This window comes from Nonomuraea sp. NPDC046570, from assembly GCF_040645915.1.
In the GTDB taxonomy this organism is placed as follows: domain Bacteria; phylum Actinomycetota; class Actinomycetes; order Streptosporangiales; family Streptosporangiaceae; genus Nonomuraea.
This window is the reverse complement of the sequence record NZ_JBEYZF010000040.1, coordinates 21,048-46,842: the sequence shown is the minus strand read 5'-3', so window position 1 is coordinate 46,842 and position 25,795 is coordinate 21,048. Positions and strand designations below refer to the sequence as shown.

26 protein-coding genes are annotated in these 25,795 nt (G+C 71.5%); 8 read left to right on the top strand and 18 right to left on the bottom strand.

Going from position 1 to position 25,795, the window contains the following annotated elements; genetic code table 11:
- The 9 genes from secD to ABZ911_RS37130 all read right to left on the bottom strand — a co-directional run bounded on the left by secD (position 1) and on the right by ABZ911_RS37130 (position 8,071).
- On the bottom strand, positions 1 to 1,713 hold the full coding sequence (gene secD, locus ABZ911_RS37170; protein WP_358067245.1) for a protein translocase subunit SecD: 1,713 nt from the start codon (positions 1,711 to 1,713) through the stop codon (positions 1 to 3).
- A gap of 43 nt (positions 1,714 to 1,756) precedes the next feature.
- On the bottom strand, positions 1,757 to 2,128 hold the full coding sequence (gene yajC / locus ABZ911_RS37165; protein WP_358067290.1) for a preprotein translocase subunit YajC: 372 nt from the start codon (positions 2,126 to 2,128) through the stop codon (positions 1,757 to 1,759).
- A gap of 220 nt (positions 2,129 to 2,348) precedes the next feature.
- On the bottom strand, positions 2,349 to 3,380 hold the full coding sequence (gene ruvB / locus ABZ911_RS37160) for a Holliday junction branch migration DNA helicase RuvB (protein WP_358067242.1): 1,032 nt from the start codon (positions 3,378 to 3,380) through the stop codon (positions 2,349 to 2,351).
- Positions 3,377 to 3,997 (bottom strand): Holliday junction branch migration protein RuvA, encoded by a 621-nt coding sequence (ruvA, locus tag ABZ911_RS37155; RefSeq protein ID WP_358067239.1) that lies wholly within the window; start codon positions 3,995 to 3,997, stop codon positions 3,377 to 3,379. Before ruvA ends, ruvB begins: the two co-directional genes overlap by 4 nt.
- On the bottom strand, positions 3,994 to 4,530 hold the full coding sequence (gene ruvC / locus ABZ911_RS37150) for a crossover junction endodeoxyribonuclease RuvC (protein WP_358067236.1): 537 nt from the start codon (positions 4,528 to 4,530) through the stop codon (positions 3,994 to 3,996). The genes ruvA and ruvC overlap by 4 nt, the downstream gene beginning before the upstream one ends.
- 94 nt (positions 4,531 to 4,624) lie before the next feature.
- Positions 4,625 to 5,779, bottom strand: coding sequence for a GNAT family N-acetyltransferase (locus ABZ911_RS37145; protein WP_358067233.1), 1,155 nt, complete (start codon positions 5,777 to 5,779; stop codon positions 4,625 to 4,627).
- Between the two features lie 32 nt (positions 5,780 to 5,811).
- On the bottom strand, positions 5,812 to 6,564 hold the full coding sequence (locus tag ABZ911_RS37140) for a YebC/PmpR family DNA-binding transcriptional regulator (RefSeq protein WP_358067230.1): 753 nt from the start codon (positions 6,562 to 6,564) through the stop codon (positions 5,812 to 5,814).
- A 3-nt stretch (positions 6,565 to 6,567) separates the two neighbouring features.
- Positions 6,568 to 7,155, bottom strand: a complete 588-nt coding sequence (gene pdxT / locus ABZ911_RS37135; RefSeq protein WP_358067228.1) for a pyridoxal 5'-phosphate synthase glutaminase subunit PdxT — start codon at positions 7,153 to 7,155, stop codon at positions 6,568 to 6,570.
- Between the two features lie 64 nt (positions 7,156 to 7,219).
- On the bottom strand, positions 7,220 to 8,071 hold the full coding sequence (locus tag ABZ911_RS37130) for an endonuclease/exonuclease/phosphatase family protein (protein WP_358067225.1): 852 nt from the start codon (positions 8,069 to 8,071) through the stop codon (positions 7,220 to 7,222).
- Between ABZ911_RS37130 and ABZ911_RS37125 the strand changes: the two genes are divergently transcribed.
- Complete coding sequence (locus ABZ911_RS37125; protein ID WP_358067222.1) at positions 8,070 to 8,324, top strand: hypothetical protein; 255 nt, start codon at positions 8,070 to 8,072, stop codon at positions 8,322 to 8,324. The two genes, ABZ911_RS37130 and ABZ911_RS37125, sit on opposite strands and share 2 nt — an antisense overlap.
- A gap of 36 nt (positions 8,325 to 8,360) precedes the next feature.
- Here ABZ911_RS37125 and ABZ911_RS37120 read toward each other — a convergent pair whose 3' ends face one another.
- A complete protein-coding gene (locus ABZ911_RS37120) occupies positions 8,361 to 8,786 on the bottom strand; it encodes a MarR family transcriptional regulator (protein ID WP_358067219.1) in 426 nt (141 codons plus the stop codon).
- 79 nt (positions 8,787 to 8,865) lie between these two features.
- Between ABZ911_RS37120 and ABZ911_RS37115 the strand changes: the two genes are divergently transcribed.
- Complete coding sequence (locus ABZ911_RS37115; RefSeq protein ID WP_358067216.1) at positions 8,866 to 9,375, top strand: pyridoxamine 5'-phosphate oxidase family protein; 510 nt, start codon at positions 8,866 to 8,868, stop codon at positions 9,373 to 9,375.
- A 60-nt stretch (positions 9,376 to 9,435) separates the two neighbouring features.
- On the opposite strand, the gene pdxS is transcribed toward ABZ911_RS37115, so the two are convergent.
- The 6 genes from pdxS to pgsA all read right to left on the bottom strand — a co-directional run bounded on the left by pdxS (position 9,436) and on the right by pgsA (position 14,680).
- Positions 9,436 to 10,344, bottom strand: a complete 909-nt coding sequence (pdxS, locus tag ABZ911_RS37110; RefSeq protein ID WP_358067287.1) for a pyridoxal 5'-phosphate synthase lyase subunit PdxS — start codon at positions 10,342 to 10,344, stop codon at positions 9,436 to 9,438.
- Positions 10,345 to 10,451: 107 nt separating this feature from the next.
- Positions 10,452 to 11,462 (bottom strand): DUF3048 domain-containing protein, encoded by a 1,011-nt coding sequence (locus ABZ911_RS37105; RefSeq protein ID WP_358067213.1) that lies wholly within the window; start codon positions 11,460 to 11,462, stop codon positions 10,452 to 10,454.
- A 62-nt stretch (positions 11,463 to 11,524) separates the two neighbouring features.
- Positions 11,525 to 12,064: a hypothetical protein gene (locus tag ABZ911_RS37100; protein WP_358067210.1), complete on the bottom strand. Its 540-nt coding sequence runs from the start codon at positions 12,062 to 12,064 to the stop codon at positions 11,525 to 11,527.
- Positions 12,061 to 13,188 (bottom strand): glycosyltransferase family 4 protein, encoded by a 1,128-nt coding sequence (locus ABZ911_RS37095; protein WP_358067207.1) that lies wholly within the window; start codon positions 13,186 to 13,188, stop codon positions 12,061 to 12,063. The genes ABZ911_RS37100 and ABZ911_RS37095 overlap by 4 nt, the downstream gene beginning before the upstream one ends.
- On the bottom strand, positions 13,185 to 14,081 hold the full coding sequence (locus ABZ911_RS37090) for a phosphatidylinositol mannoside acyltransferase (protein ID WP_358067205.1): 897 nt from the start codon (positions 14,079 to 14,081) through the stop codon (positions 13,185 to 13,187). The genes ABZ911_RS37095 and ABZ911_RS37090 overlap by 4 nt, the downstream gene beginning before the upstream one ends.
- Entirely contained in the window at positions 14,078 to 14,680 is a 603-nt protein-coding gene (gene pgsA, locus ABZ911_RS37085; protein WP_358067285.1) for a phosphatidylinositol phosphate synthase, read from the bottom strand. Before pgsA ends, ABZ911_RS37090 begins: the two co-directional genes overlap by 4 nt.
- A 183-nt stretch (positions 14,681 to 14,863) precedes the next feature.
- Between pgsA and ABZ911_RS37080 the strand changes: the two genes are divergently transcribed.
- The 4 genes from ABZ911_RS37080 to ABZ911_RS37065 all read left to right on the top strand — a co-directional run bounded on the left by ABZ911_RS37080 (position 14,864) and on the right by ABZ911_RS37065 (position 21,385).
- Positions 14,864 to 17,005 carry an elongation factor G-like protein EF-G2 gene (locus tag ABZ911_RS37080; RefSeq protein WP_358067202.1) on the top strand — a complete coding sequence of 714 codons (2,142 nt, stop codon included), beginning with the start codon at positions 14,864 to 14,866 and terminating at the stop codon, positions 17,003 to 17,005.
- A 127-nt stretch (positions 17,006 to 17,132) separates the two neighbouring features.
- Positions 17,133 to 18,686, top strand: a complete 1,554-nt coding sequence (locus tag ABZ911_RS37075) for a family 10 glycosylhydrolase (protein ID WP_358067200.1) — start codon at positions 17,133 to 17,135, stop codon at positions 18,684 to 18,686.
- Complete coding sequence (locus ABZ911_RS37070; protein ID WP_358067282.1) at positions 18,590 to 19,198, top strand: class I SAM-dependent methyltransferase; 609 nt, start codon at positions 18,590 to 18,592, stop codon at positions 19,196 to 19,198. The genes ABZ911_RS37075 and ABZ911_RS37070 overlap by 97 nt, the downstream gene beginning before the upstream one ends.
- Before the next feature lie 75 nt (positions 19,199 to 19,273).
- Positions 19,274 to 21,385 carry a hypothetical protein gene (locus ABZ911_RS37065; RefSeq protein WP_358067198.1) on the top strand — a complete coding sequence of 704 codons (2,112 nt, stop codon included), beginning with the start codon at positions 19,274 to 19,276 and terminating at the stop codon, positions 21,383 to 21,385.
- Between the two features lie 9 nt (positions 21,386 to 21,394).
- On the opposite strand, the gene ABZ911_RS37060 is transcribed toward ABZ911_RS37065, so the two are convergent.
- Positions 21,395 to 21,949 carry an HIT domain-containing protein gene (locus ABZ911_RS37060; RefSeq protein WP_358067195.1) on the bottom strand — a complete coding sequence of 185 codons (555 nt, stop codon included), beginning with the start codon at positions 21,947 to 21,949 and terminating at the stop codon, positions 21,395 to 21,397.
- Positions 21,950 to 22,033: 84 nt separating this feature from the next.
- Between ABZ911_RS37060 and ABZ911_RS37055 the strand changes: the two genes are divergently transcribed.
- Both ABZ911_RS37055 and ABZ911_RS37050 read left to right on the top strand, forming a co-directional pair.
- Positions 22,034 to 22,900 (top strand): Asp23/Gls24 family envelope stress response protein, encoded by an 867-nt coding sequence (locus tag ABZ911_RS37055; RefSeq protein ID WP_358067192.1) that lies wholly within the window; start codon positions 22,034 to 22,036, stop codon positions 22,898 to 22,900.
- A 65-nt stretch (positions 22,901 to 22,965) separates the two neighbouring features.
- Complete coding sequence (locus tag ABZ911_RS37050) at positions 22,966 to 23,691, top strand: PIG-L deacetylase family protein (RefSeq protein WP_358067189.1); 726 nt, start codon at positions 22,966 to 22,968, stop codon at positions 23,689 to 23,691.
- A 122-nt stretch (positions 23,692 to 23,813) separates the two neighbouring features.
- On the opposite strand, the gene thrS is transcribed toward ABZ911_RS37050, so the two are convergent.
- Positions 23,814 to 25,781, bottom strand: coding sequence for a threonine--tRNA ligase (thrS, locus tag ABZ911_RS37045; RefSeq protein WP_358067186.1), 1,968 nt, complete (start codon positions 25,779 to 25,781; stop codon positions 23,814 to 23,816).
- Positions 25,782 to 25,795: the final 14 nt, after the last annotated feature.

Here is a 25,795-nt window from a genome sequence, read left to right as displayed (position 1 = left end):
TCAGGCCTCCTGCGGGGTGTTCGTACGGGCGGGCTCGGCTGCCATGCGCTCGGCGTCGAGGCCGGACAGCTTGTGCCCCTTGGCGAAGAACTTCATCTTCGCCAGCAGGGCGATGAACGGCTTGGTGAACAGGAAGACCACGACGATGTCGATCAGCGTGGTCAGGCCCATCGCGAACGCGAACCCGGCCACACCGCCGACCGCGAGGAAGAAGAGCACGACCGCCGCGATGAACATGACCGCGTCGGCGATCAGGATCGTGCGGCGGGCCCGGACCCAGGCCACCTCGACGGCGGCCCGCAGTGTCCGCCTGCCCTCCTTCATCTCATCACGGATGCGTTCGAAGTACACGATGAACGAGTCCGCGGTGATGCCGATCGATACCACCAATCCGATGATGTGCGGCAGCGAGAGGCGGAAGTTGGCGTTCTCGCCCAGCAGCACGACGGCCTGGTAGGTGATGACGGAGGCGACCACCAGGCTCAGCACCGAGACGATGCCGAGGCCGCGGTAGTAGAGCAGCGAGTACAGGACGACGAGGGCGAGACCGATGGCGCCGGCGACCAGACCGCCCATGAGCTGGTCCTGGCCGAGCGTCGAGGAGACGGTGTCGATCGAGCTGCGCTGGAACTTCAGCGGCAGCGCGCCGTACTTGAGCTGGTTGGCCAGCTCGGTCGCGGTCACCTGGTTGAACCCGCCGGTGATCTCGGCGCGGCCGCCGGGGATCGGCTCGGTGATGTTCGGCGCGGTGATGACGACGCCGTCGAGGACGACGGCGACCTGGTTGCGCGGAGCCTGCGCCTGGAAGGCCGTCGTGGTGATCTTGCGCCATTCCTCGGGGCCCTTGCCCTTGAACGACAGCTGCACGACCCACTGGCCGGTCTGCTGCTGCAGGCCCGCGCTCGCGGTGTCGATGTCGGTGCCGACCACGGCCGCCTTGTCGAGGATGTACTTGACGCTGCCGTCCTTCTCACAGGCGACGTACGGCTTGCCCGGGTCGTCCTGGACGCCCTCGCCCCGGTTCTTGGCGCAGTCCAGCGCCTCGAACTGCTTGATCAGGGCGGGGTCGATGCCGGCGAGGCTCGGGTCCTCCTGCGGCTGGTTCGGCTGCGTGGGCTGCTCGCTGGGCTGCGCGGAAGGAGTCGCCTTACCGGGCTTCTTGTCAGCGGGCTTGTCCGACGGAGCGGGGGTCGGCGAGGTCAGCGCGGACGACAGGGCCTTGCCCGTGGGCGAGGTGGTGGGCTTGGGCGCCTTGGCCGAGGAGCTCGGCTGCGGGGACGCGGCGGGCGTCGGAGCGTCCGTCGTCATCTGGCTCGGCTGCGCCTGGGGCTGCGTGGGGGCCGAGGTCAGCACCTGGCGGAAACGCAGCTCCGCGGTGGTGCCGACCAGTTTGATGACCTCCTCCTGGCCGACACCCGGAACAGAGATGATGATGTTGCTGCCGGACTTGGCGACCTCCGCGTCGGAGATGCCGGTGCCGTTCACCCGCTCACGGATGATGTTGACGGCGAGGTCGAGGCTCTCGTCGGAGGGGGGGCTTCCGGTCGCGGTGATCGGCGACAACGTCACCGTCGTTCCGCCCGCGAGGTCGAGTCCGAGCTTGGGCGTGAACGCGCCCTGCAGGAACATCGCCCCGCCCATGGCGAGGATGAACGCCAGGAGGAGCAGGAGCGTGCGCCCCGGCTTACTCTGGCCGCTGGTCGGTCGGGCCACTGGTCGTCAGTTTCTTTCGAGTAGGGGTGCTCGTAGAGCCTGGTCAGGACTGCTTGGAGTTGGAGTCCTGGTCTCCGTTGCTGTCGGCGCTGTCGCCGTCCTTGCCTTCGTCGTCCTTGCGCTCGCCGAGTTCGGGCTCGTCGGCGGAGGCGGCCACCGGGGTGACGACCCGGCCGATCGCGGCCTTGACCCACCGTGTTTCGACGCCGGGCGCAACTTCGAGGATGACGTCCTCGTTGTCAACCGCGACGACCGTGCCGAACAGTCCCGTGGTCGTCATGACGCGCGAGCCAGGCACCAGGGAGTTCTGCATCTTCACAGCCTCCTGCTGGCGCTTGCGCTGCGGGCGGATCAGCAGGAAGTAGAAAACCACTACCAGCAAGACGAGCGGCAGGATGCTCCCGAGCTGTCCCATGTCCATTGAGGGCGACCTTCCATTTGCGTACAAGACGTTGACACCGGCGTCGCGCCGGAAATTCCGTGCTTTGCGATGTGGGGCCGCGCCGCTCAGCCCGTCAGACTACACAGCCAGCCAAGCCACGGAGTTTAGGCGCTTGTCGTGAAACCCGGCAACGAGGCAGCGATTAGGCGCGCGGGGAAGTTCCCAATTCGCAACGCTTGCAACCGTTCTGTGATCAGTCGAAAAGCGCCGCCCCGAACGCGTCGGGCGGCGGCGTCATACCCAGATGTGCCCAGGCCGAAGCGGTCGCGACCCGGCCGCGGGGGGTGCGGGCCAGCAGTCCCTGGCGCACCAGGAACGGCTCGGCCACCACCTCGACCGTTTCGGGCTCCTCCCCCACCGCGACCGCCAGAGTGGACAGGCCGACCGGGCCGCCGCCGAACTTGCGCAGCAGCGCGCCGAGCACCGCCCGGTCGAGCCGGTCGAGGCCTTCGGCATCGACTTCGTAAAGGTTGAGCGCGGCGGAGGCGATGTCGCGGGTGACGACGCCGTCGGCGCGCACCTCGGAGAAGTCGCGGACCCGGCGCAGCAGCCGGTTGGCGATGCGGGGGGTGCCGCGCGAGCGCCTGGCGATCTCGTGCCCGGCCTCGTCGGGCAGTGTGACGCCGAGCAGCCTGGCGGAGCGGCGCAGCACCTGCTCCAGCTCGGCGACCTCGTAGAAGTCCATGTGCGCGGTGAAGCCGAACCGGTCGCGCAGCGGCGCGGGCAGCAGCCCGGCCCTGGTGGTGGCGCCGACGAGGGTGAAAGGGGCGATGTCGAGCGGGATCGCGGTGGCTCCGGGCCCCTTGCCGACGATGATGTCGACGCGGAAGTCCTCCATCGCGAGGTAGAGCATCTCCTCGGCGGGGCGGGCCATGCGGTGGATCTCGTCGATGAACAGCACCTCGCCCTCCGCCAGCGTCGACAGGATCGCGGCGAGGTCGCCGGCCCGTTCCAGCGCGGGGCCCGAGGTGACGCGGAGCGGAGCGTTCAGCTCGGCGGCGATGATCATCGCCAGCGTGGTCTTGCCGAGGCCGGGCGAGCCGCTCATCAGCACGTGGTCCGGCGGGCGTTCGCGCCTGAGCGCGCTCTCCAGCACCAGCGAGAGCTGCTCGCGGACCCGGCCCTGCCCGATGAACTCGGCCAGCCGCTTGGGCCGCAGCGCCGCCTCGATCTGCTGCTCGTCGCCCTCGGCGTCGGGTGAGACCAGGTCCCGGTCGAGGCTCATCGGACGCTCAGCGCCCGCAGCGCGGCCTTGAGCAGCGCCGCCACCTGGGGCTGGCGCCCGGCGGCCAGGTCGGCGTCCGCGTCGGCCTCGACCACGGCGACGGCCTCGTCGGCGTCCCTGGCCGAGTAGCCGAGCCCGACCAGGCCGGAGTGGACCTGGTCGCGCCAGAGCGGCACGGCCGCCTTGCCGTTGAGCGCGGCGTTGACCACCTCGTCGGGGGTGCCGAGCTTGTCCTTCAGCTCCAGCACGATGCGCTGGGCGCCCTTCTGGCCGATCCCGGGGATCTTGGTGAGCGCCTTGAGATCGGCCGAGGCCACCGCGACGCGCAGCGCGTTGGGCGAGTGGACGGCGAGCATGGCGAGGGCCAGTTTGGGGCCGACGCCGCTGGCGGTCTGGGCCATCTCGAAGACGGTGCGCTCGTCGTCGGTGGCGAAGCCGTACAGGGTCAGGGAGTCTTCCCTGACGACCAGGGAGGTGGCCAGGCGGGCGCGCTCGCCGACCTTGAGCGTGGCCAGTGTGCCGGGGGTGCAGTGGGTGAGGACACCCACCCCGCCGACCTCGACCACGGCGGCGTCGGGCGCGAGCGCCGTCACCACCCCGGACACCGAAGCGATCACCGCGTCCTCCCTCTCGACGTCGCCTTGGCCTTGGCCAGCGCCTCGGCCAGGCGGTGCTGGGCGCCGCCGCGCCACACGTGGCAGATGGCCAGCGCGAGCGCGTCGGCGGCGTCGGCGGGCTTGGGCATCTCGGTGAGCCGCAGCAGCCGGGTGACCATGGCGCCGATCTGCTTCTTGTCGGCGGTGCCGCTGCCGGTGATGGCCGCCTTGACCTCCGAGGGCGTGTGCAGGGCGACGGGCAGGCCGCGCCTGGCCGCGCAGAGGACGGCGATGCCGGCCGCCTGCGCGGTGCCCATCACGGTGCGGACGTTGTGCTGGGCGAAGACCCGCTCGACCGCCACCGCGTCGGGGCGCACGTCGTCGAGCCACTGCTCGATGCCCGCCTCGATGCCGACCAGCCGGGTGCCGAGCTCGTCGTCGGCCGAGGTGCGCACGACGCCGACGGCCACCAGGCTCAGCGGCGCGCCGGGGCGCCCTTCGACCGCGCCGAGGCCGCACCGGGTCAGCCCGGGGTCGACGCCCATCACCCGCACCGGTCGTGCCCTCCCGATCGCCGAACATCTGTTCGGCACCGAACTCTACCCCGCCCGCCGTCCCCGCGCACCGCGAACACGCCCCCGGCGGGCGCTAGAAGTAGTCGAGCATGTACGGCTTGGCCGCGAAGGCCGAGTCCAGCGCCTCGTCGAACCCGCCGGGCCCGGTCATCAGCCCGCCGCGCCTGAGCGTGGCCGTCGGCACCCCGGCGTACAGCGCGGAGAAGCCGTTGACGCTCAGCCTCGGCGCGCCCGCCGTGGACGCGGCGGCGGTGGCGGCGCCCGAGCCGCCCGCGATCTCCAGCCGCCACGGCCCGGAGTTGGCGGGCCGCTCCGGGTCGTCCACCTCGACGACGGCGTCGAGCGTCAGCGCGGCCGGGAAGCCGCGCCTGGCGACGGCCTCGGCCAGGTCGATCGTCCGGAACATCCAGCGCACCTGCTCGACGTGCTCGTGGTCGCGGTCGCCGACCAGCCACAGCACCGGGTCGTCGGGGGCGACGGCGGCGACGACGGTCTTGGCCATCGTCGCGGAGGTGCCGACCATCGACCACAGCGCGCGGGCCGTGGCCTCGGAGCCGGCCATGAGGCCCGCGACCTCGATGTCGTCGCCCTTCCACCGGTAGACGGCGAAGCCGTCGTCGGCGAGGTAGAGGAAGTCGCCGGGGTTGGCCAGCCAGGTCCGCCAGGCGTTCTCGTCCCAGGAGACGGGGCCGCTGGAGCGGGCCGCGCCGTGCAGCCGGCCGAGCAGGGCGACGAGGTCGGGAGCGTCGTCCGGGCCCATGCGCCTGAGCTTGACCGGCTCGGTGGGCCTGATCGTGCGCAGCGCCTCGGCGGGCAGCCGTACCAGGTGCTGGGCGCCGGCGTGTTCCCAGCCGAGTGAGCGGTAGATCCGGGTGGTGGCCGGGTAGAGCGCCGAGACGGCGTCGCCGAGTTCGGCCGCGCGCCCCATCGCGGCGCGCATGATGAGGCGCCCCGCGCCCCTGCCCCTGTCCTCGGGGGTGACGGTGACGGAGGCGATCCCGGCCATGGGCTGGGGCCTGCCGTGCCACCACTGGGTGAAGCTCCTGAGGCGGGCGGTGGCCACCAGCCGGGCGCCGTCGAAGGCGCCGAGGTAGCGGCCGTCGGCGAAGGTCGATTCCGCCATGGCGCGCCAGCGCTCCACGTCGGCGGCCGACAGCAGGCCGAAGGCGCGCTGCCGGGAGTCGAGAACGGCGTCGAAGTCGTCGAGGGTCAGGTCGCGAATGTCCACGAAGAGACAACCTACGCGAGCGGCGGAGACACTCAGGCGTCGAGCTTGGCCAGGACGTCGTCGGAGACGTCGAAGTTGGCGAAGACGTTCTGCACGTCGTCGCTGTCCTCCAGGGCGTCGATGAGCCTGAAGACCTTCTTCGCGCCGTCCTCGTCGAGCGGCACGCTCATGGTCGGCAGGAAGCCGGACTCGGCCGAGTCGTAGTCGATGCCGGCCTCCTGCAGCGCCTTGCGCACCGGCACCAGGTCGCCGGCCTCGGAGACCACCTCGAAGGACTCGCCCAGGTCGTTGACCTCCTCGGCGCCCGCCTCCAGCACCGCGGTGAGCACGTCGTCCTCGTCGAGCCCGTTCTTGGGGACGATCACGACGCCCTTACGGTTGAACATGTACGACACCGAGCCGGGGTCGGCCAGCGAGCCGCCGTTGCGGGTCAGCGCGACGCGCACCTCGGAGGCGGCGCGGTTGCGGTTGTCGGTGAGGCACTCGATGAGCACCGCGACGCCGCCGGGCGCGTAGCCCTCGTACATGATGGTCTGCCAGTCGGCGCCGCCGGCCTCCAGGCCGCCGCCGCGCTTGCGGGCGCGCTCGATGTTGTCGTTGGGCACCGAGTTCTTCTTCGCCTTGAAGATGGCGTCGAAGAGCGTGGGGTTGGCATCCGGGTCAGGTCCACCGGTCCTGGCCGCCACCTCGATGTTCTTGATGAGCTTCGCGAAAAGCTTGCCGCGCTTGGCGTCGAGCGCGGCCTTCTTGTGCTTCGTCGTCGCCCATTTGGAGTGGCCGGACATGACCTAGAGCTCCCTCACCGTGTTCACCATGGATACAAAGTACTCGTGCACGCGCGTGTCGCCCGTCAGCTCGGGATGGAACGACGTCGCGAGCAGTGGTCCCTGTCGGACCGCGACGATCCTATCCCCAGGCTCGGCCACCGCCAGCACCTCGACCTCCGGACCCACCGATTCCACCCACGGCGCGCGGATGAAGACGGCGTGAACGACCTGGCCGTCGAAGGTCAGGTCGGACTCGAAGGAGTCGACCTGACGGCCGAAGGCGTTGCGCCGGACCGTCATGTCGATGCCGCCGATGGTCTGCTGGCCTTCGACGCCGCCCTCGATGCGGTCGGCAAGCATGATCATGCCGGCGCAGGAGCCGTAGACGGGCAGGCCCTCCTTGACGCGCAGGCGCAGCGGTTCGAGCATGTCGAAGATCTCGGCGAGCTTCCACATGGTGGTCGACTCGCCGCCGGGGATGACGAGCCCGTCGACGGCGTCGAGCTCGGCGGGCCTGCGCACGGCCGTCGCCGTGGCGCCCGCCTCCTCCAGCATGCGCGCGTGCTCGCGCACGTCTCCCTGGAGTGCGAGTACACCGATCGTGGGCACGTTCGTCCTTCCTTCGTGGTCAAGGGTTCGCAATGATTCAACACCACGGCGGCCCGGCGTCTTCCTACAGGACCGCCTTGAGGTAGACGGGCCGGTGATCGGAGGCGGCCGCCCAGCGGTCGACGTGGCAGCCGCGGACGCTGCCGGCGGGGGCGAACAGGTAGTCGAGCTTCCTGGTCACGCCGTCTCCGGCGCGCTGGTGGGTCCAGCGGGCGGCGCGGCCGGTGTCGCACTCGTCGTAGGCCCGGTAGGCGGGCCTGACAGCCGCGCGGGCCGGGGTGAGGTTGAGGTCCCCGCCGAGGACGGCCCGGTGGCCGGGTCTGGCGGCGGCCGCCAGGAGCTGCCTGACCTGCCGGGTCCGGTAGGGGGCGCCGGGCTGCGGGTCGTCGTTGGGCAGGCCGGAGGACAGGTGGGCGGCGCAGGCGTTGATCCGCCTGGCGGGGATGGCGGCGCACAGGGCCGAGCGCTTCACGTACCAGGGCGGGGAGTCCAGGGGGTGGATGGTGAAGGCGGGGGCGGGGCCGGCGACCGCGACGGTGACGCTCTGGGCGCCGCGCGGGCGGCCCGCGCGGTCGGGGTGGCACGCGTACGGCCTGCCGTCCGGCCCGGTGAGGTCTGCCGACCTGGCGGTCCAGGGGCGGCCCGTGCTGAGTTCCAGCCACTGCTCCAGCGGCTGGGTGGCACCGGCGCAGAACTCCTGCAGGAAGATCACGTCGGGTCTGATGGGCTGGGACACGGCCTGTTCGCCGATGCTCCGGGCCAGTTCGTGGACGCTTCTGCCGTACATGGGGCAGGCCGGGTTGGTGCCGGCGCAGACGTTCCAGGTCATCACGGAGAGGGGGGTGGGGGCCTGGGCGGCGGGGGTGGTGGTGGCGGCCAGGACGGCGCCCGCCGCGAGCCATGTCCGTCCCTTCATGGAGGGACATGTAACCACATCGGTCAGCGGGCGGGGGGCCGCGTCCCGGATCGTGTGGTCGAGGTCGACGCGGACCAGCGAGCGCAGGTGGTGGCGCGTGGTGGCGCCTGCCGTACAGGACGGCCATGCCGGCCAGGCAGCAGGCGGCGCCCAGCGCGTACGGCACGGCCACGCCGATCTCCTCGCCGAGCTTGGTGGCGACGAAGGGGGTGACCGGCCCGGTACGGGGACATCGATCCCGGTCAGCCGGTAGCCAGCGCGGTGGCGACGAACAGGGCGTTGCCGAGGCCTAGGGGCGGCCGAGCTTGGCCAGGGTGGGCAGCGCGGTCGCCAGGTGGGCCCGCTCGTCCGGGGTGAGGACGGCGAGTTCGCCGGCGAGGCGGGCGATCCTGGCCTGCCGTACGGCCAGCAGCCGCGCGCGGCCCTCGTCGGTCAGCTCCACCGTCCTGACCCGCGCGTCGGCGGGGTCGGTGCCCCTGGCCACCAGGCCGGGGTCCTCCAGCCGGTTGATCTGCACGGTCATGGTGGGGAGTTGCACGGCGTGCTCCTCGGCCAGCTCGGTCATCCGGCGCGGGCCCTGCTCCAGGGAGCCGAGCACCGCGTACTGCTGGGTGGTGATGGGCTGGCCCGCGGTCGTCCTGCGCAGCAGCAGGACGAGGTGGCGCAGGGTCGCGGAGAGCTGTTCGGCGAGAACCTCGGGATCGTCCTTCGTCACACTTAGCCAGGCTAACTTAGTCTGGCTAAGCATTCAACCGGGAAGGTCCCCGAGAGGAGAGTGAAAGGGAGGCGACACCATGACTGTCAAGGAACCGGTCACCGAGTTCGACGGCGCGTTCAGCAGTGCCGAGGCGAGCGCGACGCCCTGGGAGGAGGCGCGCGGGCGCCTCGAGGAAGCCGAGGTGTTCTGGCTGAGCACGGTCCGCCCCGACGGCCGCCCGCACGTCACGCCGCTCATCGCGGTCTGGTTCGAGGGCGCGCTGCACTTCTGCACGGGCCCGGACGAACGCAAGGCGCGCAACCTGGAGGGCAACCCGCACGTGGTGATGACCACGGGCTCCAACACCCTGCACGCGGGCCTCGACCTCGTGGTGGAGGGGCGGGTCCGGCAGGTGGAGGACGAGACGCGACTGCGGCGGCTCGCCGAACTGTTCGAGTCGAAGTACGGCGGCGATTGGCACTTCGAGGTCGAGGACGGAGCCTTCGTCGGCGAGGGCACCCGCGCCGTGGTCTTCGAGGTGCTGCCGGCCAAGGCCTTCGGCTTCGGCAAGGGCGAGGTGTACAGCCAGACCAGGTGGCGCTTCTGAACCCGCCTGCGGAGACGAAGAGGCCCCGCGCGCGGCGGGGCCCCTCGACTCGTCCGGCGGCTACCAGCCGCGCTCGGCCAGGCGGTGCGGCTGCGGGATCTCCTCGACGTTGATGCCGACCATGGCCTCGCCCAGGCCGCGCGAGACCTTGGCGATCACGTCGGGGTCGTCGAAGAAGGTGGTCGCCTTCACGATGGCCGCCGCGCGCTTGGCCGGGTCGCCCGACTTGAAGATGCCCGAGCCGACGAAGACGCCCTCGGCGCCGAGCTGCATCATCATCGCGGCGTCGGCCGGGGTGGCGATGCCGCCCGCGGTGAACAGCACGACGGGCAGCTTGCCGGTCCTGGCCACCTCGGCGACCAGCTCGTACGGCGCCTGCAGCTCCTTGGCCGCGACGTACAGCTCGTCCTCGGGCAGCGAGGCCAGCCGCTTGAGCTCGCCGCGGATGGTGCGCATGTGGGTGACGGCGTTGGAGACGTCGCCGGTGCCCGCCTCGCCCTTGGAGCGGATCATCGCCGCGCCCTCGGTGATGCGGCGCAGCGCCTCGCCCAGGTTGGTCGCGCCACAGACGAAGGGCACGGTGAACTGCCACTTGTCGATGTGGTTGGCGTAGTCGGCGGGCGTGAGCACCTCGGACTCGTCGACGTAGTCGACACCGAGCGCCTGCAGAACCCGGGCCTCGGTGAAGTGCCCGATGCGGGCCTTGGCCATGACCGGGATCGACACGGCGGCGATGATGCCGTCGATCATGTCGGGGTCGCTCATTCGGGACACGCCACCCTGCGCGCGGATGTCGGCCGGAACACGCTCCAGGGCCATGACGGCTACGGCGCCGGCGTCTTCGGCGATCTTCGCCTGCTCGGGCGTGACGACGTCCATGATGACGCCGCCCTTGAGCATCTCGGCCATGCCGCGCTTGACGCGCGCGGTGCCGGTGGCGGGGGTGACTTCGGGCGTGCTGCTGGACACGGTCTTCCTCACATCGGGCGACGGTAAGTTCTCACACCAATCGTAGGTGCTGAACGGTCAGGAACCGGACACACCACCTTGTCAGTGATGCGGAGCGGATTTATACGTTAAGGAATGACCGGCGTACGGCTGGCCAGCGCCACCCACACCTGTCCGGGCGCGAAGTTCATCGGCTCGCCCTCCGGCGTGGTGAACGTGGTGCCGCTCTCCTCCGACTCGCGCGACCACCTCGCCTTGTAGGCCTTGCCCTCGCGCAGCACGATCGCCGAGCCCTTGCCGGTGGTGTGCACCAGCGGCGTGTAGCTCTGGTTCTTGTCGTGGAACTCCGAGCGCTCGGTCTTGGTGTACTGGATGACGATGGTGGGCGCGCCGAGCTGGCCGCCCTCGGCGGCCATGTCCTTCTTGCCGTCCTGCCAGATCAGCCACTGCTTCCTGGTCTCCGACCAGCCGAAGGTGAGGCGCGCGGCCGGCCACTTGACCGTCCAGTTCTTCTTGGGCACGCCGCCCTCGGCCGGCGGGTCGCCGAAGGTGAAGCCGATGTCCTTGGCCTCACTCGCCTTGGGCGCCTTGGCCAGCAGTTGCTTGGTGTTGGCGAACAGGTTGTAGGGCGCGTAGCGGCCGGGCTGGCGGAAGTAGGCGCCGGGGGCGCGGCTGTCGGAGACGTCGTACAGCGAGGCCTCGGCGATGAACGGCAGCATCTTGGTCTGCGCGCCGGAGTAGGCGAAGGCCGGTTTGCCGAACTGGGGCGCGATGTGCAGGTCGGAGATCCTGGCGCTGCGCACCGGGCCGACCTTGGCCGGGATCTTCGAGGAGAAGATCGCCATGAGCCGGGTGAGACCGGCCTCGACCTGCTCGACGTAGACGATGTCGGCGCTCTTGAGGCCGAGCTGCGGCTTGCCCGCCGCGGTGTTCTCGATCTTCACCGCGAGCACCGGGCCGGCCTCCTTGCCGGGCATCCCGGTGAACGGGTGGCCGGGCTCGGGCTCGGGTGACGGTTCCGCCGTGGCGGCCTGCGGGGCCTTCGGCGGAGCGGCCTTCTCGTCGCTGGAGCAGGCCGCCGCGGGGACCAGGACGGCCGCCCCTGTCAGCGTGACGGCGATCATCCGGGGTACCCGCACGTGTCATCTCCTCCGCTTTGCCCACGAAAACGGATGAAGCTTACCGGGCTCCCCCAACTGGGTCATTCAGTTGCCATGGTCTCCGGCGGATTGTCATCGATCTCAAAGAATTGCGGAAAATCCGTCCGGCCCGCCAGGCGCAGCGTCCTGGCCAGCCAGCGCCGCTGGGCGGTCCTGGTCACCGCGACGGCGTTGTTGAAGAACCTGCGGGCGTAGACCACCTTGGCCACGGCCGCGTCGAGCTCCTCCAGCAGCAGCCGCCCGCCGGGCGACTCGGCCAGCTTCTCCCGGAAGCGCTCTTGGTCGATCGCGGCCCGCAGCGCCCTGGACAGGTCGCTCTCGGCGTGCTCGCGCTCGTCGGGGCCGGCCGTACGGGCCTCGTGGGCGGCGGCGGCGAGCACCAGCGAGCTCGCCGGGTCGAGCAGCCGGGAACCGGCCAGCTCCAGCACCACCGCGGCCCTGCGGACCAGTGCCACGTCGAGCGCCTCGGCGGCCAGCTCCAGCCTGATGTGCAGCCGGTCCAGGCGGCCGGCCCGCCAGGAGACGTAGACGGCGGCGAGCACCGCCAGGAAGCCGACGACCAGGACGATGGTGGTGCTCACGAGTCCTCCTCGACCCGGCCCGCGCTCGCCGTCACCGTCTCGTACACCCTGACCACGTCGCGGGCGACGGTGGACCAGTCGTACTTGCGGACCGCCACCAGCGCCTCCGCCGCCAGCTTGGCCCGGCGCTGTGGGTCGTCGAGCAGCCGCCCGGCCTCGGCGGCCAGCGCGGCGGCGTCGCCGTTGGGGAACAGCGCGCCCGCCTCGCCGTCGCCGAGCACCTTGCGGAACGCCGGGATGTCGCTGGCCAGCACGGTCGCGCCCGACGACATCGCCTCGGCCAGCACGATGCCGAAGCTCTCGCCGCCGGTGTTGGGCGCGCAGAAGACGTCCACCGAGTGGTAGGCGCGGATCTTGTCCTCCTCGCTCACCATGCCGAGCACGCTCACCCGGTCGTGGAAGCGCTTGGGCACCCGGTCGTAGACGTCCTTCTCGTCGCCGGGCCCGGCGATCAGCAGCTTCACCTCCGGCCGCTCGGCGGCCAGCGCGGCGAACGCCTCCAGCAGGATCGGCAGCCCCTTGCGCGGCTCGTCCATCCGGCCGAGGAAGCCCAGCGTGCCGCCGTCGGGGCCCCACCCCGGCAGCGGCTCGGCCTCGGTGTAGCGGCTGACGGTCACCCCGTTCGGGATCAGCACCGTGTCGCCGCCGAACTGCTCCACCAGGCTCTTGCGGGCCGCGTCGGAGACCGCGATGCGCCCGCTCAGCTTCTCCAGCGCGCTGCGCAGCATCGGCTCGGCCACCGCGATCGCCCGCGAGCGCACCCAGGAGGCGTGGAAGGTCGCCACGATCGGCCCCCTGGCCGCCCAGCAGGCCAGCACGCCGAGGCTGGGCACCAGCGGCTCGTGGATGTGCAGCACGTCGAAGCCACCGTCGCGGATCCAGCGCCGCACCCTGGCCGCCGAGATGAAACCGAACGACATCCGCGCGATCGACCCGTTGTACGGCACGGGCACCGCCCGGCCGGCTCCCGTCACGAACGGCGGCAGCTCCACGTCGTCGCCCGCGGGCGCGATCACCGAGACGTCGTGCCCCTGCGCGATCAGCGCCTCGGCCAGGTCGTTGATGTGCTGCTTCACGCCGCCCGGCATGTCCCACGAGTAGGGGCAGACGATGCCCACCTTCACCTGAGGTCCTCCAGCCACAGCCGCTGCAGCATGTGCCAGTCCTCGGGGTGCTCGGCGATGCCCTTCTCGAAGACCTCGACCAGGCTCTGCGCCACCGCGCGGGTGCGCTCCTGCAGGGTGCCCTCGGCGGGGACGGGGATCTCCTCGTGGATGCGCAGCCCCCAGTCGTCGCCCTCGAACCACATGATCGCGGGCAGCAGGGCGGCGCCGGTCTTCACCGCGAGCAGCGGCGGGCCGGCCGGGACCTTGGTGGGCGAGCCGAAGAACTCCACCTCGACGCCCGACTTGGTGAGGTCGCGCTCGGCGGGCAGGCAGACGACGCCGCCGCGCCGTACCCGCTGGGCCAGGGTGCCGAAGTTGTGGCCGTCGCCGCCGGTGAGCGGCAGCACCTCCATGCCCAGGCTCTCGCGGAAGGCGACGTACATGCGGAACAGCGACTCGGGTTTGAGCCGCTCGGCCACGGTGGTGAACGGGTGGCCGCTGCCGGTCAGCCAGGCGCCCGCCTGGTCCCAGTTGCCCATGTGCGGCAGCGCCAGCACGACGCCGCGCCCGGCGGCGACGGTGTCGAAGATGTGCTCGGCGCCGGTCACGTGGGTCCGCCGCACCACCTCGGCGCTCGGGATCTTCGGCAGCCGGAAGACCTCGTGGAAGTAGCGCAGGTAGGAGCGCATGCCCCGACGGCTGAGCGCGCGCAGCTCAGGGCTGTCCGCGGCGAGCCCGGTCACCCTGGCCAGGTTGTGCTCCAACCGCCGCACACTCTTGCCGCGCCCGCGCCAGGCACGGTCGGCGGCCAGCCGGAAGGCGCCCGCGGTCAGCCGGTACGGCAGCAGCGGGATCAGCTTCCACCCGGCGGCGAACCCCGCGGCGACGGCACGGTCCTGAATGGAGGTCATCGCTCTCCCGTCTGGCGATAGACATGGACGACCCGCTGGACCACCGTGATCGCGCTGGCGGCGGCGAGCAGCCAGAGCCCCAGCGGCAGGATGTACGGCACGCCGAGCCCGGACAGCCCTGTCGCGACCAGGCCCACGACCAGCCGCTCGGGCCGCTCGGCCAGGCCGACGTCGCAGGTGAGGCCGAGCCCTTCGGCCCTGGCCTTGGCGTACGACACCAGTGTGCCCGTGACCAGGCAGAACAGCGTCACCGCGAGCATCAGCGGGTCGCCCTGGCGGTAGAAGTAGAGGATCAGACCGGCGAAGATGGCCGCGTCGGCCAGCCGGTCGAGCGTGGAGTCGAGGAAGGCGCCCCAGGTGCTGCCGCCCCCGCCGCCCAGCCGGGCCACGACGCCGTCGAGCAGGTCGAACAGCACGAAGAGGGTGATCGCGAGCGCGCCCCACCACAACTGCCCCAGGGGGAACAGGACGAGGGCGGAGACCACGGTCCCGAGGGTGCCGATCGCGGTGACCGCGTTGGGGCCGATCCCGCGGCGGACCAGGGCCCTGCCCAGCGGGGTGAGTATCCGGGTCATGGCCGGGCGCAGGAGTTTGAGCATCGCGCTTCGATCGTAGGCCACCGGAGCACGACACTCACATTCAACGTGCGGTACTTCTTTTGCCGTACCCCCCTTGTGATATTCGCCACAGGGGTATTTGGTGAACACACCGCGTCCTTGCGGTGTCACCTCTTTACCGCCTGGGCTCGGCGTTGGATGTCAACCGACGACGCGGGAGGCGATGTGGCAGAGAAGAACCCCGGTGGGGCAGCGGGAGCCGCGGGCAGGGCACCAGTGGCCGACAGCGCGGAGGCGATACGCAATGTCGTGCTCGTCGGCCACTCGGGAGCGGGGAAGACCACCCTCATCGAGCATCTGCTGGCGGCGACGGGCACGATCCAGCGGCCGGGCCGGGTGGAGGACGGCAACACGGTCAGCGACTTCGACGAGGTCGAGGTGCGCCAGCAACGCTCGGTCAACCTGACGCCCGCCCCGCTGGTCCACAACGGAATCAAGATCAACCTCCTGGACACGCCCGGCTACGCGGACTTCGTCGGCGACCTGCGGGCGGGGCTGCGCGCGGCGGACGCGGCCCTGTTCGTCGTCTCGGCGGCCGAGGGCGTGGACGGGCTGACCCAGCTGCTGTGGGAGGAGTGCGCCCAGGTCGGCATGCCCCGGGCGGTGGTGATCACCAAGATCGACCATCAGCGGGCCGACTTCGACGAGGTGCTGGCCGGCTGCCAGGACGTCTTCGGCGAGGGCGTCGCCCCCCTCTACCTCCCGGTCATCACCAACGGGCACGTCAACGGGCTGATCGGGCTGCTGTCGCAGAAGTTCTACAACTACGCCACGGGCAAGCGCGCCGAGCGCGAGCCGGGCCCCGAGTACGCGGCGCAGATCGAGGACTACCGGGGGGTGCTGATCGAGGGCATCATCCAGGAGAGCGAGGATGAGTCGCTCATGGACCGGTACCTGTCCGGGGAGGCGATCGACGCCAAGGCGCTCGTCGACGACCTGGAGAAGGCGGTCGCGCGCGGCAACTTCTTCCCCGTGCTCGCCACCGGCACCGGGGTCGGCGCGCTCGAACTGCTGGAAGTGATCACCCAGGGGTTCCCCTCCCCCCTGGAGCACCCGCTGCCCGAGATCACCACCATCGACGGCAAGGCCGCGCCGAGCGTCTCCTGCGATCCCGACGGGCCGCTGGTGGCCGAGGTCGTCAAGACCACGAGCGATCCGTACGTCGGCCGGATCAGCCTGGTGCGGGTCTTCTCCGGCACGCTGCGCCCCGACATGAGCGTGCACGTGTCCGGGCACGGCCTGGCCGAGCGCGGCCACGAGGACCACGACCTGGACGAGCGCATCGGCGCGCTCACCTCCCCCCTCGGCAAGACGCAGCGCTCGGTGGGCAAGGCGATCGCCGGGGACATCGTCGCCGTGGCCAAGCTGGCCAGGGCGGAGACCGGCGACACGCTGTCGGAGGTGGACCGGCCGCTGCTGATGCGCGCCTGGGCGATGCCCGATCCGCTGCTGCCCGTCGCGATCAGGGCCAGGTCGAAGGCCGACGAGGACAAGCTCTCCCAGGCGCTGGGCCGGCTCGTCGCCGAGGATCCGACGCTGCGCCTGGAGAACAACGCCGAGACCCGCCAGCTCGTGCTGTGGTGCATGGGCGAGGCGCACACCGACGTGCTGCTGGACCGGCTGGCCAAGCGGCACGGGGTCGAGGTCGAGCGGATCCCGCTGCGGGTGCCGCTGCGCGAGACGTTCGGCGGCACCTGCAAGGCGATGGGCCGCAACGTCAAGCAGACCGGCGGTCACGGCCAGTACGCCATCTGCCACCTGCAGGTCGAGCCGCTGCCCTCCGGCGGCGGGTTCGAGTTCGTGGACAAGATCGTGGGTGGCGTGGTGCCCCGGCAGTTCATCCCCTCGGTGGAGAAGGGCGTCCGGGCCCAGATGGAGAGGGGCGTGGTCGCCGGGTACCCGATGGTCGACGTGCGGGTCACGCTCTACGACGGCAAGGCGCACTCGGTCGACTCCTCCGACATGGCCTTCCAGATCGCCGGGCAGCTCGCGCTCAAGGAGGCGGCGGCCAAGATCCCGACGCTGCTGCTGGAGCCGGTCGACGAGCTGTCGGTACTGGTCGCCGACGACCACGTGGGCTCGGTGATGTCCGATCTGTCGGCGCGGCGCGGCCGGGTGCTCGGGACCGAGCCCGTCGGGGTGGGCAGGACCCTGGTCAAGGCCGAGGTGCCCGCGCTGGAGCTCACCCGCTACGCGATCGACCTGCGCTCGATGTCCCACGGCACGGGCTCCTTCCAGCGCACGTTCCTGCGCTACGAGCCGTTGCCGCCGCACCTGGCGGACAAGGTGGCGGGAGAGACGGGCTGAGCGGTCTGTCCCGGGAGAGGAGCACGCCACTTCTTTCCCGGGACACGCCGACGGTCACATGAGTATCACGAATCGATTTCTTTTTTTGGGCGAAAGCACCCGTGGGCCGATGCCAGACTGTGGAACCATGCGAACCGGACGCCCTATGCTCGCCGCCGCCGCCCTCGCCCTGGTCACCACCGGTGCCGCCTACGCGCTCGGCCCCGGCGGAGCCCATGCCGAGCCCGCCCCGCAGCAGGCCGCCGCCACCGCCGCGAAGGCCTGCCCGACCGACGCCCGCTACCCCAAGCGGCAGCTGCGCGGCGTCTGGATCGCCACGGTGAAGAACATCGACTGGCCCTCCCGCACCGGCCTGAGCGTCGCCCGCCAGCAGGCCGAGTACGTCAAGATCCTCGACAACGCCGCCAAACGCCACCTGAACGCCGTCTTCGTGCAGGTACGGCCCGCCTCCGACGCCCTCTACAAGTCCGACCTCGAACCCTGGTCGCAGTACCTCACCGGCAAGCCGGGCAAGGACCCCGGCTGGGACCCGCTGCCGTTCCTGATCGCCGAGGCGCACAAGCGTGGCATGGAGTTCCACGCCTGGTTCAACCCCTACCGGGCCGCCTACGACGCGAGCACCGCCAAGCTGCCCGCCGCCCACCCGGCCCGGCAGCACCCCGAATGGCTGGTGAAGTACGACGACCGCCTCTACTACAACCCCGGCCTGCCGCAGGTGCGCGAGCACGTGGTCAAGGTCGTCACCGACGTGGTCCAGCGCTACGACGTCGACGGCGTGCACTTCGACGACTACTTCTACCCCTACCCGGGCAGCGGCGGCACCTTCGACGACCGGGCCGCCTTCCGCGCCCACGGCAAGGGGCAGAAGCTCGCCGACTGGCGCCGCGCCAACGTCAACAAGCTGGTCGCGCAGGTCCACCAGGCCGTGCACGCCACCAGGCAGGAGGTCGACTTCGGGATCAGCCCGTTCGGCATCTGGCGCAACAAGGCGCAGGATGCGACCGGCTCGGCGACCAGCGGCATGTCGGCGTACGACTCCATCTACGCCGACGCCAGGGCGTGGATCAAGGCGGGCACCGTCGACTACGTGATCCCGCAGCTCTACTGGCCGCGCGGGCTCAGGGTGGCCGACTACAGGGCCCTGGTGCCGTGGTGGGCCAACGAGGTCAAGGGCACCGGCGTGCGCCTGTACATCGGCCAGGCCCTCTACCGGGTCGGCGCCACCGACGACCCGGCCTGGCGCAAGCCCGGTGAGCTGCCCGCGCACCTGACGCTCAACCGGAAGTACCCGCAGGTCGACGGTGACGTCTACTTCAGCGCCAAGCAGCTCGGCACCAACCCGATGCGCGTCATGGACCGGCTGGCCGCCGAGCACTACAGCCGCCCCGCGCTGCTGCCGCTGCCCAAGGGCGGCGAGGCGAGGACCCCGGCCACGCCGTCCGGGCTGCGGGCCGACGGGTCGGCGCTGCGCTGGACGGCCGTGCCCGGCGCCCGCGCCTACGCGGTCTACCAGGTGCCCGCCTCGGGCGAGCAGTGCGCGATGAGCGACGCGCGCAACCTGGTCGCCGTGGTCTCCTCGCCCGGATACACCGCGCCCGACGCGGGCACGTACCTGGTCACCTCGCTCGACCGGGTGCACCACGAGAGCGAGGCCGCGAAGGTGAAGGTGAGCCCACTCTGATCCCCGAACGCCTGCGCTGGGCCGTCGACCGGCTCGCCGTCGCCCCCGGCGAGCGGCTGCTGGAGATCGGCTGCGGTCCCGGCGTGGCCGTGTCCCTGGTGTGCGGGCGGCTGAGCGGCGGCACGATCGTCGCGATCGACCGGTCGGCCACCGCCACCGGGCTCGCCGCGCGCCGGAACGCCGGGCACGTCGCGGCGGGCCGCGCCAGGATCGTGACCGGGACGCTGCGGACGGCCGGGCTGGACGGCGAGAGCTTCGACAAGGTCTTCGCGGTCAACGTGAACCTGTTCTGGACCGGGCCGGCCGCCGGCGAGCTGGCGTCGATCAGCGGGCTGCTGGCTCCGGGCGGCACGCTGCACCTGTTCTACGAGCCGCCGGGGGCCGAGCGCGCGGCCGAACTGGCCGAGCGGCTGCCGGTCGTGCTGGCGGCCGGAGGGTTCGCCGCGGAGCTGTCGACGGGGGTGACCTCGGCAGGCCGGGCGTTGGTCGGCGTGGCGTCCCGTAGACAATGAAGTGGGGTTCGGTGGACCTGGAGCGGATCATGGCCTAGCGTGCCCTGCGACGATGTCGATCGTGGGAGGTCAGGCGTGAGGCGGACGCTGGTCGCGTTGGCTGTGCTGGTCGGCCAGGTGCTGCTCGGCGGGGCGATGCTCGCGGGCCCCGCGCGCGCCGAGCCCGACCGGGGGCCGGTCGCCCTGATCGGCGTGCCCGCCCTGCACTGGAACGACCTCAGCCCGGCCACGACCCCCAACCTGTGGGAGCTGGCCAGGACCTCGGCCATCGGCTCGCTGTCGGTGCGCACGGTCGGCAACGTCACCTGCCCCTACGACGGCTGGCTCACCGTCTCGGCGGGCACCCGCTCGGCGGCCGGATACAAGTGCGGGCCGCCGCCCGCGCCCGAGACGCGCGGTGGCGGGGCCTTCATCCCCGACTACGACTACCTGCCGACGGTGGCCGGGCAGCGCAACGCCGGCACGCTGGGCGCGGCGCTGCGCGCGGCCGGGCGGTGCGCGATCGCCATCGGACCCGGCGCGGTGCTGGGGCTGGCCGACCGCACCGGCTCCGTCGAGCGGTACCACCCCTCCCCGCTCCAGGTGCCCGCCGGCGCCCTGGCGAGCTGCGATGTCGTCGCCATGGACGTGGACGACCTGGTCAGGCCCTACCTCGCCGACGGGAAGCTGCCGGCAGTACCCGACCTGCTGGGCGCCGGGGAGCGGCGCGAGGCGCTGCGGCAGGCCGACGCCAAGGTGGGCGCGCTGCTGACCGCGCTGCCCCAGAACGCGACCGTGCTGCTCGCCGGGCTGGCCGACCACGGCTCGGTGCCGCACCTGCGGGTGGCGATGCTGCGCGAGCCCGGCCTCGGGGGCCGTTTCCTCGGCGCCGCCTCGACCCGCCGCGACGACCTCTCGATCCTGCCCGACCTGACCGCCACCGTGCTGCAGCGGGCGGGCGTCACCATTCCCGACACGGTGATCGGCGGTGTGCTGCAGGTGGGCGGCACGGGCGCGACCATCGCGGCCGTCGAGTCCTCCGACACCACCGCCCAGACTCTGCGCCCGGTCAAGGGCTGGTTCTTCTGGGTCGTCGCGGTGCTGCAGGTGCTGTTCTACCTGAGCGCGTTCCTGCTGCTGCGCCGCCGCCGCGCCCTCTCCCTGGTACGGCTGTCAGCCATCGCGCTGGCCTCCATCCCCGTCTCCAGCTACCTGGTCAACCTGCTGCCGTGGACCGGCCTGGCCGGGCTGGTCGGCGGCATCGCGGGCTTCGCGGCGCTGATCACCCTGGTGGCCTGCGCGGGGCCGTGGCGGCGCGCCCCGCTGGGCCCGCTGGCGGTGGTGGCCGGGGCGACCGCGCTGACGCTCGCCGGAGACCTGCTGACCGGCACCACCCTGCAGCTCAACAGCCTGATGGGGTACACCGCCGAGGTCGGCGCCCGCTACTACGGCCTGGGCAACATCCCGTTCGCGCTGCTGGCCACCGGCACGCTGCTGTCGTCCGTGGTGGTCGCGCACCGCTTCCCCGGCCGGGTGGGCGTGGTGGCCGTCGCGCTGCTGGGCACGTTCGCCATGGTTCTCGGCGGGTCCGGGATGGGCAGCGACTTCGGCGGGGTCATCGCGTTCGTGCCGGGCATCGCGGTCACCGCGCTGCTGGTGCTCGGGCGGCGGGTGTCGCTGGTGAAGCTGGGCGCGTTCTGCGTGGCGGGCGGGGTGATCGTGATGGCGTTCGCGTTCGCCAACTACCTCAAGCCTCCCGCCGAGCAGTCGCATCTGGGCCGGTTCGTCGGGCAGGTGCTGACCGGCGAGGCGGTCGACGTCGTCACGCGCAAGCTCATGGCCATGCTGGGCACGCTGCTCAGCCCGAACCTGATGCCGATCGTGCTGGCCGCGACCGCCTTCCTGGTGTACGCGATCCTGCGGCCCGACCAGGCGACCGCGGGCGTGCTGCCGGCGGCCTTCCAGCACTCCCCCGCGCTCCGGGCGGGACTGATCGGCACACTGGTCAGCGGGGTGATCGGGATGCTGGTCAACGACTCGGGGGCCGCCGTGCTGTCCATGGCGCTGGCGCTGGCGATCCCGCTGGTGCTGTCGGCGGGCATCGCCGCCCTGCCGCTCGCCTCCGCGCCCGCGACCACGCCCGCGCCTTCGCCGTCGGAGCCCCGCCCGGTGGTCAACTCCTCGCCCACGAGCCCGCGGACGACCTGACCGCCTCGGTCAGGGGGTGGCGGGCCAGGCGTCGGCGAGGATCTCCCTGGTGTCGCGGAGGAGCTGCGGCAGGACCTTCGTCCGCGCCACCACGGGCATGAAGTTGGTGTCGCCGCCCCACCGGGGCACCACGTGCTGGTGCAGGTGGGCGGCGATGCCCGCGCCCGCGACCTCGCCCAGGTTCATCCCGACGTTGAACCCCTGGGCGCCGCTGGCCTTGCGCAGCGCCTTCAGCGCCCGCTGCGTGAAGTCCCCCAGCTCGGCCGTCTCGGCGGCGTCCAGCTCGTCGTAGTCGGAGACGTGGCGGTAGGGGCAGACCATGAGGTGACCCGAGTTGTACGGGTACAGGTTGAGCACTGCGTACACGGCCGTCCCTCTGGCGACGATCAGGCCCTCCTCGTCGCTCATCGCGGGGATCACGCAGAACGGGCAGCCGTCGCCCGCCTCCGTGCCCGTCGGCTTGTTCTCGCCCTTGATGTAGGCCATGCGGTGCGGCGTCCACAGGCGCTGGAAGTTGTCCGGCGCTCCGGCCCCGGCCTGCTCCATCGGCTCACTCTCCTGCATGCCTAGCAGCATAGGGCGCGCGGTCACCGGACAAACCGGCAGTACTTCCGGCACAATCCCAAACACTGCGCAAAGGAGGCCGAGATGAGTGAGACCCTGGCCGAGGAGACCTCGGGCGAGTCCACGACCGAAACGACGTACCGCACATCCGCGTCGTCCACCCAGGAAACCCCGCTCACGTCGAGCGTCCCGGGCAGCCCGTCGCCGGCCTCGCTCGGCGACACGCCGACCGCGCTGGGCACCTGGGCTTCCACCGGGTCCGCGTCCTCGCGAGACCTGTCCCTCTCACCGGACTTCTCCGACGACACGGACTTCCCAACCGCCGGGGATTTCCCAACCGGCACGGACTTCCCAACTGGCACGGACTTCCCGACCGCCGGGGACTTTCCAACCGGCACGGACTTCCCAACCGCCGGGGACTTTGCGACCAGCGCGGACTTCCCGACCGGCGTGGACTTCCCACCGGCCGGGTCGGCGAGTTCGGTCTCCCCGGCCGAGTCCACGGCTTCGGCCGGGCGGCCGGGTGGTCAGGACCCCATGACGGCGGCGGTGGTGAAGGGCCGGATCAAGGTGGCCGACGAGGTCGTCGAGAAGATCGCCGCGCTCGCCACGCTGGAGGTCTCCGGCGTCGCCGACCTGGGCGGCGACCTCGCCCGCGCCTACGAGTCGGTGCGCGGCCGCATCGGCATCGGCTCCCGCCGGGCCAACCAGGGCGTCAGCGCCCAGATCCAGGACCGGCAGGTCTCCATCGACATCACGGTCGTGGTGGAGTACGGCCACGTCGTCATGGAGGTCGCCGCCGAGGTCAAGAACAACGTCGCCAGAACCGTCAGCCGCATGATGGGCCTGCGGGTGACCGAGGTCAACGTCACCGTCGACGACGTCCGCCTCCCCGGCGAGGCTCCCCCTCCCACGCCACCCGGCGAGGACCAGAGCGCCGGCGGACGGTGAGGCCCCGCGCGGCGGGCGGGCTCAGGACCGCCGAGCGGCCGGGCATGCCGGGCTAAGGTGGCGGCATGACCGGACAGCAACTCCCCCCGATGCCCGCCGACTGGCAGCGCGCGCTGGCCATCGTCGCCCACCCCGACGACCTCGAGTACGGCTGCGCCGCGGCCGTCGCCGCCTGGACCGACGAGGGCCGCGAGGTCACCTACCTGCTCGTCACCCGCGGCGAGGCCGGCATCGACACCCTGGAGCCCGCCAAGGCGGGGCCGCTGCGCGAGCGGGAGCAGCGGGCCAGCGCGGCGGTCGTCGGGGTCTCCAGCGTGGAGTTCCTCGACCACGCCGACGGCGTCATCGAGTACGGCCTGGCCCTGCGCGAGGACCTGGCCGCCGCGATCCGCCGGCACCGCCCCGAACTGGTGATCACCCTCAATCCGGCCGACACCTGGGGCGACACGTGGTGGAACTCCCCCGACCACCGGGCCGTGGGCCGCGCGGTGCTCGACGCCGCGGGTGACGCGGGCAACCGGTGGATCTTCCCCGGCGCGGGCGGCGAGCCGTGGCCGGGCGTGCGCTGGGTGGCGGTCGCGGGCTCCTCCAACCCGACGCACGCGGTGGACGTGTCCACGACCCTGGAGCAGGGTGTGAGCTCCCTGCTGGAGCACCGGGCCTACATCGAGGCCCTCACCGACGAGGACCCCGAGTCCTACTGCAGGAACCTGCTGGAGGGCTTCGCCCAGCAGAACGCCGAACGCTTCGGCGGCCGTCCCGCGATCACCTTCGAACTCTTCAGCCGCTGACCGCCCCCGCCCGGCCCGCGATCACCTTCGAGCTGTTCAGCCGCTGACCCTCCCCGCCCGGCCCGGTGGACGCCGAACGCCCGGCCGCGCACGAGACGGGCGGCCGGGCGTTCGGGTGCGGATCAGACCTGGAGGCGGCGTTCGACCATGGAGACGATCTCGGCGATCGCGTCGTCGACGGGGACGCCGTTCTTCTGCTCCCCGTTGCGGTAGCGGAAGGAGACCGCGCCGTTGGCGATGTCCTCGTCGCCCGCGAGCAGCATGAACGGCACCTTCGCCTTCTGCGCGTTGCGGATCTTCTTCTGCATCCGGTCGTCGGCCGCGTCGACCTCGATCCTGATGCCCCGCTCCCGCAGCCGCTTGGCCACGTCCTGCAGGTAGGGTGCGTGCGCGTCGGCGATCGGGATGCCGACGACCTGCACGGGGGCCAGCCACGGAGGGAAGGCGCCCGCGTAGTGCTCGGTGAGCACGCCGAGGAAGCGCTCGATCGAGCCGAACAGCGCCCGGTGGATCATGACCGGCGTCTGCCGGCTGCCGTCGGCCGCCTGGTATTCGAGCCCGAACCGCGCGGGCTGGTTGAGGTCGAGCTGGATGGTGGACAGCTGCCAGGTCCGGCCGATCGCGTCCTTGGCCTGGACCGAGATCTTCGGCCCGTAGAAGGCGGCGCCGCCCGGGTCGAGCACCAGCTCGAGCCCGGACTCCTCAGCCGCCTGGCGCAGCGCCACGGTGGCCTCGTCCCAGTGGGCCGGATCGCCGATGAACTTCTCGGACTCGTCGCGGGTGGACAGCTCCAGGTAGAACTCCGACAGGCCGAAGTCGCGCAGCACGCTCAGCACGAAGGCGAGCAGGCTCTTGAGCTCGCCGCCCATCTGCTCCCTGGTGCAGTAGATGTGCGAGTCATCCTGCGTCATGCCGCGCACCCGGGTCAGGCCGTGGACGACACCCGACTTCTCGTAGCGGTAGACCGAGCCGAACTCGCACAGCCGCAGCGGCAGCTCGCGGTAGGACCGCCCGCGCGCCCGGAAGATCAGGTTGTGCATCGGGCAGTTCATCGGCTTGACGCGGTATTCGACGCCCTCCAGCTCGAAGGGCGGGAACATGTCCTCGGCGTACCACGGCAGGTGCCCGGAGGTCTCGAACAGCTGCGACTTGGTGATGTGCGGGGTGTTGACGAACTCGTAGCCCGCCTCGCCCTGCCGCCGACGCATGTAGTCTTCCATCTCCTTGCGGATGATCCCGCCCTTGGGATGGAAGACGGGCAGGCCGCTGCCCAGCTCGGGCGGGAAGCTGAACAGGTCGAGCTCCGCGCCGAGCTTGCGGTGGTCGCGCTTCTCCGCCTCCTCCAGCAGCTTGAGGTATTCATCCTGCTTGTCGCGCGACTCCCAGGCGGTGCCGTAGATGCGCTGCAGCTGGGGGTTCTTCTCGCTGCCCCGCCAGTAGGCGCCGCCGGTGCGCATCAGCTTGAACGCCGGGATGAATCGGGTGGACGGCACGTGCGGGCCGCGGCACAGGTCCTTCCAGCACAGCTCGCCGGTCTTGGGGTCGAGGTTGTCGTAGATCGTCAGCTGACCCGCGCCGACCTCCACGCTCTCCTCGGCGTCGACACCGCCGCCCTTGAGCCCGATCAGCTCCATCTTGTACGGCTCGCCGGCCAGCTCCTCGCGGGCCTCGTCGTCGGTGACGGCCCGCCGGGAGAACAGCTGCCCCTGCTTGACGATCTCGCGCATGCGCTTCTCGACGCGCTTGAGGTCGTCGGGGTGGAACGGCTGCGCCACGTCGAAGTCGTAGTAGAAGCCGTTCTCGACCGGCGGGCCGATGCCCAGCTTGGCCTCGGGGAACAGCTCCTGCACGGCCTGGGCCATGACGTGCGCGGTGGAGTGGCGGACGATGGCACGGCCGTCGGGGCTGCCGACCCCGACGGGCTCGACGACGTCGCCGGAGACGGCGGAGGCGGCCAGGTCGCGCAGCTCGCCGTTGACACGGGCGGCGACGACGGCGCGGCCGTCGGCCTCCAGCGCGTCACCGTACGTCGTGCCGGCCGCGACCACACGCTCGGCTCCGGCGAGGGTGATGCGTAGGTCGGCTGACACGGTGACTCCCTTGG

Excerpts from the sequence above, each read along its gene's own strand:
- ABZ911_RS37090 (WP_358067205.1), bottom strand. The coding sequence starts at position 14,081 with ATGACCTCCATTCAGGACCGTGCCGTCGCCGCGGGGTTCGCCGCCGGG.
- ABZ911_RS37075 (WP_358067200.1), top strand. The coding sequence starts at position 17,133 with ATGCGAACCGGACGCCCTATGCTCGCCGCCGCCGCCCTCGCCCTGGTC.
- ABZ911_RS37115 (WP_358067216.1), top strand. The coding sequence starts at position 8,866 with ATGACTGTCAAGGAACCGGTCACCGAGTTCGACGGCGCGTTCAGCAGT.
- ruvB (WP_358067242.1), bottom strand. The coding sequence starts at position 3,380 with ATGAGCCTCGACCGGGACCTGGTCTCACCCGACGCCGAGGGCGACGAG.
- ABZ911_RS37055 (WP_358067192.1), top strand. The coding sequence starts at position 22,034 with ATGAGTGAGACCCTGGCCGAGGAGACCTCGGGCGAGTCCACGACCGAA.
- yajC (WP_358067290.1), bottom strand. The coding sequence starts at position 2,128 with ATGGGACAGCTCGGGAGCATCCTGCCGCTCGTCTTGCTGGTAGTGGTT.
- ABZ911_RS37125 (WP_358067222.1), top strand. The coding sequence starts at position 8,070 with ATGGAGGGACATGTAACCACATCGGTCAGCGGGCGGGGGGCCGCGTCC.
- pgsA (WP_358067285.1), bottom strand. The coding sequence starts at position 14,680 with ATGCTCAAACTCCTGCGCCCGGCCATGACCCGGATACTCACCCCGCTG.
- ABZ911_RS37130 (WP_358067225.1), bottom strand. The coding sequence starts at position 8,071 with ATGAAGGGACGGACATGGCTCGCGGCGGGCGCCGTCCTGGCCGCCACC.
- ABZ911_RS37060 (WP_358067195.1), bottom strand. The coding sequence starts at position 21,949 with ATGCAGGAGAGTGAGCCGATGGAGCAGGCCGGGGCCGGAGCGCCGGAC.
- ABZ911_RS37050 (WP_358067189.1), top strand. The coding sequence starts at position 22,966 with ATGACCGGACAGCAACTCCCCCCGATGCCCGCCGACTGGCAGCGCGCG.
- ABZ911_RS37140 (WP_358067230.1), bottom strand. The coding sequence starts at position 6,564 with ATGTCCGGCCACTCCAAATGGGCGACGACGAAGCACAAGAAGGCCGCG.